The following is a 9,741-nucleotide window of genomic DNA, read 5'->3' as shown; positions in this document are numbered from 1 at the left end:
GCGGCGCTCATGCTGCAGCCTTCACAGGGGTGAATGTCCTGGCGTCGCCCACCTTGAGCGTGGCACTGACCGAACCGGTGCGGCCATCTTCGAACTTCACCTGGGTTTCGATGTACTGCTCTTTCTGGTCGCCGTACAGGGCGTTCACCAGCACGCCGTACTTGTCGGCAATGAAGCCCCGGCGTACCTTGTTGGTGCGGGTGAGCTCACCGTCGTCGGCGTCCAGTTCCTTGTGCAGCACCAGGAAGCGGCTGATCTGGCTGCCGGCCAGCAACTAGTCGCGGCTCAGGTCGGCGTTGACCTTTTCCACGCAGTCGCGGATCAGCTCGTACACCTCGGGCTTTTGCGCCAGGTCGGTGTAACCGGCGTAGGGCAGGTTGCGCCGCTCGGCCCAGTTGCCCACGGCTTCCATGTCGATGTTGACCATGATGCAGACCTTCTCGCGCTGGTCGCCGTAGGCCACGGCTTCCTTGATGTACGAGAAAAACTTGAGCTTGTTCTCCACGTATTTCGGCGCGAACATGGCCTTGTCAAACGCGCCGCCCTTGATGCGGCCCACGTCCTTCACCCGGTCGATGATCTTCAGGTGGCCCGAGGCGTCGATAAAGCCGGCATCGCTGGTGTGGTACCAGCCGTCGGCGGTCAGCACCTCGGCGGTGGCCTTGGGGTTTTTGTAGTATTCCTTCAGCAGGCCGGGCGACTTCACCAGAATCTCGCCGGTGTCGCTGAGCTTGATTTCCACGCCTTCGCAGGGCACGCCCACGGTGTCGGCGCGGGCTTCGTGGTCGGGCTGCAGGCAGACGAACACGGCGGTTTCGGTGGAGCCGTAGAGCTGTTTGAGGTTGATGCCGATGGAGCGGTAAAAGCTGAACAGGTCGGGGCCGATGGCTTCACCTGCCGTGTAGGCCACGCGCACCCGGCTCATGCCCAGGCTGTTGCGCAGCGGGCCGTACACAAAAATATTGCCCAGCGCGTACAGCACCGAATCGGCCAGGCCGACGGGTTTGCCGTCGAGCTTGTCGGGGCCCACGCGGCGCGCCACGTCCATGAAGGTGTGGAACATCTTGCGTTTCAAGGCGCCCGCGTCTTCCATGCGGATCATCACCGTGGTGAGCAGGCCTTCAAACACCCGGGGTGGTGCGAAATAGTAGGTGGGGCCCACTTCTTTCAGGTCGATGGTGACGGTGGCGCCCGACTCGGGGCAATTCACCACATAGCCCGCCACCAGCCACTGCGCATAAGAAAAGATGTTCTGGCCAATCCAGGCCGGTGGCAGGTAGGCCAGCACCTCGTCTTTGTCGGTCAGTTTGTCAAAACGCGTGCCCACGGCGGCGCGGTCGATCAGCGTGTTGTGCGTGTGCACCACGCCCTTGGGGTTGCCGGTGGTGCCACTGGTGAAAAACATGGCCGCCACGTCGTCGGGGGCCGCCATCTCCACCTGTTCGCGGAACAGCTGCGGGTGGATCTTGGCAAACGCCTGACCCGCGGCCACCAGCTCTTCCAGTGCACCCAGGCCCAGCTCGTCGTACTTGCGCAGGCCGCGCGGGTCGTCAAAGTAAATGTGCGAGAGCTGCGGGCAGCGGTCGCGAATCTCCAGCATCTTGTCCACCTGCTCCTGGTCTTCCACCACGGCAAACCGGATCTCGGCGTTGTTGATGGGGAACACGCATTCGGCGCCCACCGCGTCCTGGTACAGGGGCACCGGAATGGCGCCGATGGACTGCGCGGCCAGCATCGTGGCGTACAGGCGCGGGCGGTTGGCACCGATCACCACCATGTGCTCACCGCGCTGCAAGCCCGCCTGGTGCAGGCCGCAGGCAATGGCTTCCACCAGTTTGGCCATGGCCGACCAACTGGTGGTCTGCCAGATGCCGTATTCCTTTTCGCGCATGGCGGGCGCGTCGGGGCGGCGCTGCGCGTGTTCCAGCAACAGCCGGGGGAAAGTGTTTTGCATGGCAACGTCTCCTGAGTCCGGGGACCGGTCCAGAGCGCCTCTGGATCGATACGGTCGCACCGCGGTCAAATCATTCTGGTGCGGATGGTATGCCTGCATTTGACGTTATGTTGTCAGTGCGACGACAATTGAGGGGTCTTCCCTCCTAGGACTTTCCCTAGTGCTTTCTCGCCAACTGGGTTTTCGCCATGGCCTCATTTCCGTCAAGCCGTTCAGGTTCTGCGTTGCGTCAGCGGGCCCGGGCACCCACCGAGGCCGAGCTGGCGCAAATTCCCTGGTTGCCCAGCCTGGGCCCCGCCGAGCGCGAGCGTGCGCTCGAGGGCCTGGTCGTCACCGAAGTCTTGGCGGGCGACTACATCATCCGCTTCGGGCGTTCCGCCACCTACTGGTTTGGCCTGGTGGACGGGCTGCTGAAGATGAACAACGACGAGTCGCAGGGCTTCGCCATCACCTTCACCGGCCTGGCCCCCGGCGGCTGGTTTGGCGAGGGCACGGTGCTCAAGCGCGAACCCTACCGCTACAACGTGCAGGCCCTGCGCAAATGCCGCGTGGCCGGCGTGCCGGTGGACACCTTTCACTGGCTGCTCGACCATTCCATTGGCTTCAACCGCTTCGTCATGTTGCAGCTCAACGAGCGCCTGGGCCAGTTCATCGCCGCGCGCGAAATCGACCGTCTCAACAACCCCGACCTGCGCGTGGCCCGCAACCTCGCCGCGCTGTTTCACCCGCTGCTCTCGCCCAACGTGGACGGCATTTTGCGCATCACCCAGCAAGAGCTGGCCTACCTGGTGGGGCTGTCGCGCCAGCGGGTCAACGAAGCCCTGTCCACCCTGTCCGCCAAGGGCTGGATACGGGTGGAATACGGCGGCCTGCGCGTGCTTGACCTGGCCGCGTTGCGCTCGGGTGAGCTGGAGCCGCGCTGAACGTCAGTCGCCCGCGCAAATTCTATTTTTCTTGCAGCCCATCTGGGATGATTGCCACATGACCACCGACAAACCCGCCCGCACCCTCACACTCAAACCGGGCGCCGCCAGCAAGCCGTCCGACCCCTTTGCGCCGCGCCGCGCCCCCGTGCGCCCACCCGGCCCGGCCCGCGCCCAAAGCGTGTCCGCCTCGGCACCCAAGCCCCCGCGCTCGGCCACCGAACGCGGCGACGGCCCACGTGGCGCACCCGCGCCCGACGGACGCGAACGCCGCGGGGAAGAACGGCCCGACAACCGCCCCGACAACAGGCCCACGAACCGGCCAGATAACCGCTTCGACAACCGCCAAGCACCTCGGCAAGACAGCCGGCAAGACCCCCGTGGCCGTGCCGAACAGCCCAACGCCTACGGCCGCACACCTGCCGCACCGCGCGGCGACGAGCGCGGCTGGAGCGAGCGCCCCCAACCCAGCGACCGGCCCCGCCGCAGCGAGCCCTATGGCAACCCGCGCGACCCCCGCGACGCCCCTGGCAGCGGTGACCGTTCGCAGCGCGGCCCGTCCGGGGCCCCGCGCCCGCCGCCACCGCACCGGCCCGACCTCGCCCGCGTCGGCAACGTGCGCGGTGAAATTCGCCTGAACAAACGCATGGCCGACCTCGGGCTGTGCTCGCGCCGCGAGGCCGATGAATGGATCGCCCGCGGCTGGGTGCTGGTCAACGGCGAGCCCGCCGTCATGGGCCTGCCCGTGGCGCCCGACGCCCAGGTGGACGTGCTGCCCCAGGCGCGCCACCAGCAGGCGGGGCAGGTCACCATCCTGCTGCACAAACCCATGGGCTACGTCAGCGGCCAGCCCGAAGACGGCCACGAAGCCGCCGCCACCCTCATTGGCGCGCCCAGCCAGTGGCGCGGTGACGCCCGCCACCCCGCCGACAACCGCCGCTTCGCCCCCGAACACACCCGGGGCCTGGCACCCTGCGGACGGCTCGACATCGATTCCGTGGGCCTGCTCGTGCTCACGCAAGACGGCCGCATCGCGCGCCAACTCATCGGCGAGAGCAGCGGCATTGAAAAGGAATATTTGGTGCGCGTGCACTACGCGCCCAACGGCCCACACGGCGCCGGCGTGGTCACACAAGACGTGCAAGCGGTGTTTCCCGCCGCCCAGCTCGCCCGCCTGCGCCACGGCCTGAGCCTGGACGACCAACCCCTGAAACCCGCCCAAGTGGACTGGATGAACCCCGAACAACTTCGCTTCGTGTTGAAAGAAGGCAAAAAGCGCCAGATCCGCCGCATGTGCGAACAGGTGGGCCTGCACGTGGTGGGCCTCAAACGCATCCGTATTGGCAACGTGGTGCTGGGCAATTTGCCAGTCGGGCAGTGGCGGTATCTGGGGGCGGGGGAGTCGTTTGCTTGAGTTGCTGAGCCGGATGCCGCTTTCAAACAAGGCATAGAGTGCGGCCCCCATTGCGGGCACCCATGCGCAGCCACAATGCACCCATGACCGCCTCCACCCCACCCAAGCCCCCCCAGCGCGCCGCGCTGCGCCACGTGCGCCCGTCCGACCTGCGCAGCGCGGCCCAGCTGGCTTCGCAGGCCACGCAGGGCGTGATCAACATCACCGAGGGCGTGCACCAGTCGGTGCTGCGGCGGCTGGGGTTTTCGGGTGGGGCTGTGCCCGAACAGACCGGTGGTCTCACGGGGCAGATTTACCGGGGCATTCGCGGTGTGGCGCAGATGGTGGGGCATGGGCTGGACGGGGCTTTGGCTCTGCTGTTGCCGCTGGTGGACGACCCGGCCACGCACCCCGAGGCCTCGCCCGAGCGCGATGCGGTGCTGGCTGCGCTCAACGGGGTGTTGGGCGACCGGCTACAGAGCTTTGGCAACCCGCTGGCCCAGACCATGGAGCTGCGCCAGGGCGGGCGTGTGCTGCCGCAGGCGCCCGAACTGCTGCGGGCACAACTGGCCCAGCCCAGCCCGCACCTGTTGTTGCTGGTGCACGGCCTGTGCATGAACGACACGCAGTGGCGGCGCAGCGGGCACGACCATGGCGCTTTTTTGGCCCAGGCGCTGGGCTGCACGCCGGTGTACCTGCGCTACAACTCGGGCTTGCACACCTCCACCAACGGGCGCGAGCTGGCGCTGCAACTGGAGCAGCTGCTGGTGGCCTGGCCGGTGCCGCTGCAGCGCATCAGCATCGTGGGCCACAGCATGGGCGGGTTGGTGGCGCGCTCGGCCGTGCAGGCGGCGCGCGAGGCAGGTTTGCAATGGACACAGCGGCTGCGCGAGCTGGTGTTTCTGGGCACGCCGCACCACGGCGCCCCGCTGGAGCGCGCGGGCCACGGGGTGGACTTGCTGCTGGCTTCGTCGCCGCACACGCTGCCGTTTGCCCAGCTGGGCAAGATCCGCAGCGCGGGCATCACCGACCTGCGCCACGGCCATGTGCTGGACGCCGACTGGCAAGGCCGCGACCGCTTCGCCTCGCCGCAAGACCACCGCACCCCGCTGCCCTTGCCCGAAGGTGTGGCTTGCTTCGCCGTGGCCGCCACGCTGGCGCCCCAGCGCGGCCTGCTGGCCGACCGGCTCATGGGCGATGGCCTGGTGCCGCTGAACAGCGCGCTGGGCCAGCACGGCGAGCCGGCCCGCCGCCTGGTGTTTGCCCGCGAAAGCCAGTACGTGGCGTACCGCACCGGGCATCTGGAGCTGTTGTCCAGCCCGGCCGTAGCGGCACAGCTGCTGGCTTGGTTGCGCCCGGTGCCCGACCCCGGGCCTTGAAAACCCGCACCCCGCCCATAACTCACGCCTTGCGTGACCGCTCCCTGCCGGAGCGCGCCTCTGTTTTTTTCAAACTCAACAAAGATCCATGAGCAAACAAACCCTGTCATTCCAGGCCGAAGTGTCGCAACTGCTGCACCTCGTCACCCATTCGCTGTATTCCAACCCCGACATCTTTTTGCGCGAGCTGGTCTCCAACGCGTCGGACGCCTGCGACAAGCTGCGTTTTGAAGGGCTGAACAACGCCGCGCTGTTTGAAGACGCGCCGAACCTGGACGTGCGCGTGGCGTTTGACAAAGACGCCAAGACCATCACCATCACCGACAACGGCATTGGCATGAGCCTGGCCGAGGCGGTGGAGCACCTGGGCACCATTGCCAAGAGCGGCACCAAAGACTTCATGAGCCACCTCAGCGGTGACCAGAAGCAGGACGCGCAGCTGATTGGCCAGTTTGGCGTGGGCTTTTATTCGGGCTTCATCGTGGCCGACAAAATCGTGGTGGAAAGCCGCCGCGCTGGTTTGCCGGCTGCCGAGGGCGTGCGCTGGACCAGCGGCGGCACCGGCGACTTTGAGGTGGAAACCATCGAGCGCGCCGCGCGCGGCACCAGCATCACGCTGCACCTGCGCGACGACAAGAGCGAGTACCTGAGCCACTGGAAGCTCAAGTCCATCATCGGCAAATACTCCGACCACATCAGCCTGCCCATCCTGATGCAGAAGGAAGAGTGGGACGCTGAGAAGAGCGAATATGTGAAGCAAGACGCCTGGGAGGCGGTGAATTCGGCCAACGCGCTGTGGGCGCGCAGCAAGAAAGACATCACGGAAGAGCAGTACGCCGAGTTTTACAAAAACCTCAGCTACGACCAGGACGCCCCGCTGGCCTGGAGCCACAACCGCGTGGAGGGCAGCACCGAATACACCCAACTGCTCTACATCCCGGCCAAAGCCCCGGTGGACCTGTGGAACCGCGACCGCAAGTCGGGCATCAAGCTGTATGTGAAGCGCGTGTTCATCATGGACGAGGCCGAGGCGCTCATGCCGTCTTACCTGCGCTGGGTCAAGGGCGTGGTGGATTCGGCCGATTTGCCGCTGAACGTGAGCCGCGAGCTGCTGCAGGAAAGCCGCGACGTGAAGGCGATTCGCGAAGGCAACACCCGCCGCGTGTTGACCATGCTGGAAGACCTGGCCCGCAAGGACGTGCCGCCCAAAGCCGCTGAAGGCGCGGACGGCGTGACCGATGTGGTGAGCGCTGAAGACCAGGCCGCAGCCGAAAAAGACGCGGGCAAATACAGCGCGTTTTACGCCGAATTTGGCGCCGTGCTGAAGGAAGGCCTGGGCGAAGACTTTGCCAACCGCGAAAAACTGGCCAAGCTGCTGCGCTTTGCCAGCACCACCAGCGACACGGTGAGCGTGAGCTTGACCGACTACAAGGCGCGCATGAAAGAAGGCCAGCAGGCCATCTACTACATCACCGCCGACAACCTGGCCGCCGCCAAAAACAGCCCGCAGCTGGAGGTGTTCCGCAAGAAGGGCATTGAAGTGCTGCTGATGACCGACCGCGTGGACGAGTGGGCGCTGTCGCACCTGCACGACTTTGACGGCACGCCCATGCAAAGCGTGGCCAAGGGCGCGGTGGACCTGGGTGACCTGCAGGACGAGGCCGAGAAAAAAGCCGCCGAAGAGGCCGCCGAAACCTTCAAGCCGGTGCTGGAGCGCCTGAAGGCCAGCCTGAAAGACAAGGCCGAAGACGTGCGCGTGACCACCCGCCTGGTGGATTCGCCGGCCTGCCTGGTGGTGCAAGACCACGGCATGAGCACCCAACTGGCCCGCATGCTCAAGCAAGCCGGGCAGAACGCGCCCGAGGTGAAGCCCATTCTGGAAGTGAACGCCGAGCACGCGCTGGTGAAAAAACTGGAGAGCAGCGCCCACTTTGACGACCTGGCGCACATCCTGTTTGACCAGGCCTTGCTGGCCGAGGGCGGTCTGCCCGAAGACCCTGCCACCTATGTGAAGCGCGTCAACGCCTTGCTGGTGTGAGCTGGGTGGTTTGACGCTGGTTGTTCGGCGTTCTGCTGAACGTGGAGGCCCCGGAACTGTGTGCAGGACCGGGGTTTTTCTTTGGGCCCACTGCCCTGAAAATGAACGTCTTTGTGAACCTGGAGCCCCGCACCATGAAAACCCTTCTTTCTCTGCGCCCTGTGGTGGGCCGAAGCGCGTCGGCGGTGGTGCTGGCCGCTGCGGCGCTGTTGGGCGGCTGCGCGTCGGTCGGCATCGGCATTCCCGTTGGCCCGTTTTCCATTGGGGTGGGCGTGGGTTCGGGCGGTGTGAACCTGGGTGTGGGCACCCAGGTGGGGCCGGTGGGCGTGGGCGTGGGGGTGAACCAGGATGGCCGGGTCAACGCGGGCGCGGGTGTGGGGGTGAGCGCCCCCATAGGCGACAGCAAGGCCCGCGTGGGGGTGGGCGTGGGCACCAGCACCACCATTTACGATCCCAACGACAAGAAGTAACGCTCTCCCGCTCAGAATGCAAAAAAGCCCACCCGGTGGTCCAGGTGGGCTTTTTTGATGTCGCCTTTCGGTGTGTCCGAAAGACGCTCAGGCTTAGAGCAGCGTGATGGTCACGTCGATGTTGCCGCGTGTGGCGTTGGAATACGGGCACACCTGGTGCGCGGTGTCCACCAGGTCCTGGGCCACGGCGCGGTCCAGGCCGGGCAGGCTCACGGCCAGGCGGGCGGCAATGCCAAAGCCGGCCGGGATGGGGCCAATGTCCACTTCGGCGTCGATCGACGCGTCGGCCGGCACGGCCACTTTCTTCAGGCCCGCCACGTGTTTCAGCGCGCCCATGAAGCAGGCCGAGTAACCCGCAGCAAACAGCTGCTCGGGGTTGGTGGCGGTGCCCGCGCCGCCCATGGCTTTGGGTGGGGTCAGTTGGATGTCGAGCAGGCCGTCGTCGCTGCGCGAGTTGCCTTCGCGGCCGCCGGTGGTGTGTGCGCGGGCGGTGTAAATCACTTGGGTGAGGGTGGTCATGGTGGTTTCCTGGGGTGGATTGCTTCGGTGAAGCGGGTTGAAAAAGAGGGATTAACCGGTGAGCCGGTTGCGCAGGGTTTGAATCTGGTGGGTGAGCGCCATGGCTTCGGCCACGCTGCACTGCGAGGCCTGCAGCACGCAGCCGGGAATGCGCGCCGCGCGTTGCTTGAGCTCGCGCCCGGCGGCACTCAGGCGCACCAGCACGCGGCGCTCGTCTTGCGTGTCACGCAGCCGCGACACCAGGCCCGCCGTTTCCAGGCGCTTGAGCAGCGGCGTGAGCGTGCCGGAATCGAGGCTGAGCCGTTCGCCCAACTCGGACACGGTGATCCCGTCGCGTTCCCACAGCACCAACAAGACCAGGTACTGCGGGTAGGTGATGCCCAGCTCGTCGAGCAGCGGTTTGTACAACTTGGTCATGGCCAGCGAGGCCGAATACAGCGCAAAGCAGAGCTGGTTGTCGAGCCGCAGGGCTTGGTCGGAGAGGGCGGTGTCAGGGGTGTTGCGTGTGACCATGGGTTGAACTGTAGAGTGCAATTAAATTGTGTGCAATTGAATTGGGAATAACCATGACCCGAACAAGGCTTCATGGAAGCCCGGCGCGGGGGGCGGGTTCAAGCCATCAGCGGCGGGTTGTGCATTTCTTCCATCTGCTCCACCAGCATGTCCACCTGGCCCTGCCAGTAGTCGCGGCTGCCGAACCACGGGAAGTTGATGGGGAAGGCCGGGTCGTCCCAGCGCCGGGCCAGCCAGGCGCTGTAGTGGATCAGCCGCAGTGTGCGCAGGGGTTCGATCAGCGCCAGCTCGCGCCGGTCAAACGGGCGGAACTGTTCGTAGCCGTCCAGCAGCGCGCCGAGCTGCTGGGTTTGCTGGCGGCGGTCGCCGCTGAGCAGCATCCACAGGTCTTGCACGGCGGGGCCGGTGCGGGCGTCGTCCAGGTCCACAAAATGCGGCCCGGCGCCGGGCTGGCCTTCGGGGGTCCACAAACTGTTGCCGGGGTGGCAGTCGCCGTGCAGGCGCAGGCGCTGGATGCCGCCTTCGCTGTTTGGTGCGTCGGCCCGCAGCACC

At 66.0% G+C, this 9,741-nt stretch carries 7 protein-coding genes and 2 pseudogenes; 5 read left to right on the top strand and 4 right to left on the bottom strand.

From position 1 onward, the window contains the following. Positions 1 to 7: 7 nt before the first annotated feature. Positions 8 to 1,954 (bottom strand): annotated as a pseudogene (locus tag Q7J58_RS12775) (AMP-binding protein). A gap of 188 nt (positions 1,955 to 2,142) precedes the next feature. Between Q7J58_RS12775 and Q7J58_RS12770 the strand changes: the two are divergent. The 5 genes and pseudogenes from Q7J58_RS12770 to Q7J58_RS12750 form a co-directional block, all read left to right on the top strand. Further along, positions 2,143 to 2,877, top strand: coding sequence for a Crp/Fnr family transcriptional regulator (locus Q7J58_RS12770; RefSeq protein ID WP_304828473.1), 735 nt, complete (start codon positions 2,143 to 2,145; stop codon positions 2,875 to 2,877). Between the two features lie 58 nt (positions 2,878 to 2,935). After that, the gene (locus Q7J58_RS12765) at positions 2,936 to 4,291 is read left to right on the top strand and encodes a pseudouridine synthase (protein WP_304828470.1); all 1,356 of its coding nucleotides are present in this window, start codon (positions 2,936 to 2,938) and stop codon (positions 4,289 to 4,291) included. Between the two features lie 83 nt (positions 4,292 to 4,374). Continuing rightward, complete coding sequence (locus Q7J58_RS12760) at positions 4,375 to 5,649, top strand: alpha/beta hydrolase (protein ID WP_304828468.1); 1,275 nt, start codon at positions 4,375 to 4,377, stop codon at positions 5,647 to 5,649. 88 nt (positions 5,650 to 5,737) lie between these two features. Beyond that, the gene (htpG, locus tag Q7J58_RS12755; protein ID WP_304828466.1) at positions 5,738 to 7,687 is read left to right on the top strand and encodes a molecular chaperone HtpG; all 1,950 of its coding nucleotides are present in this window, start codon (positions 5,738 to 5,740) and stop codon (positions 7,685 to 7,687) included. A gap of 134 nt (positions 7,688 to 7,821) precedes the next feature. After that, positions 7,822 to 8,145, top strand: a pseudogene (locus Q7J58_RS12750) (hypothetical protein); the annotation flags it as partial. A 105-nt stretch (positions 8,146 to 8,250) separates the two neighbouring features. On the opposite strand, the gene Q7J58_RS12745 reads toward Q7J58_RS12750, so the two are convergent. The 3 genes from Q7J58_RS12745 to Q7J58_RS12735 form a co-directional block, all read right to left on the bottom strand. After that, positions 8,251 to 8,676 carry an organic hydroperoxide resistance protein gene (locus Q7J58_RS12745; RefSeq protein WP_304828463.1) on the bottom strand — a complete coding sequence of 142 codons (426 nt, stop codon included), beginning with the start codon at positions 8,674 to 8,676 and terminating at the stop codon, positions 8,251 to 8,253. A gap of 51 nt (positions 8,677 to 8,727) precedes the next feature. Further along, positions 8,728 to 9,189 carry a MarR family transcriptional regulator gene (locus Q7J58_RS12740; RefSeq protein ID WP_304828460.1) on the bottom strand — a complete coding sequence of 154 codons (462 nt, stop codon included), beginning with the start codon at positions 9,187 to 9,189 and terminating at the stop codon, positions 8,728 to 8,730. 98 nt (positions 9,190 to 9,287) lie between these two features. Further along, the coding region (locus Q7J58_RS12735) for a serine/threonine protein kinase (protein ID WP_304828457.1) at positions 9,288 to 9,741 on the bottom strand (454 nt) is incomplete at its 5' end.

Source organism: Hydrogenophaga sp., assembly GCF_030656115.1.
Classification (GTDB): Bacteria; Pseudomonadota; Gammaproteobacteria; order Burkholderiales; family Burkholderiaceae_C; genus Hydrogenophaga.
The sequence above is the reverse complement of the archived record's forward strand: the minus strand, read 5'-3'. Positions and strand labels throughout refer to the sequence as shown.

Coding starts and splice junctions, on each gene's coding strand:
- Q7J58_RS12770 (WP_304828473.1), top strand. CDS start 2,143: ATGGCCTCATTTCCGTCAAGCCGTTCAGGTTCTGCGTTGCGTCAGCGG.
- Q7J58_RS12765 (WP_304828470.1), top strand. CDS start 2,936: ATGACCACCGACAAACCCGCCCGCACCCTCACACTCAAACCGGGCGCC.
- Q7J58_RS12760 (WP_304828468.1), top strand. CDS start 4,375: ATGACCGCCTCCACCCCACCCAAGCCCCCCCAGCGCGCCGCGCTGCGC.
- htpG (WP_304828466.1), top strand. CDS start 5,738: ATGAGCAAACAAACCCTGTCATTCCAGGCCGAAGTGTCGCAACTGCTG.
- Q7J58_RS12745 (WP_304828463.1), bottom strand. CDS start 8,676: ATGACCACCCTCACCCAAGTGATTTACACCGCCCGCGCACACACCACC.
- Q7J58_RS12740 (WP_304828460.1), bottom strand. CDS start 9,189: ATGGTCACACGCAACACCCCTGACACCGCCCTCTCCGACCAAGCCCTG.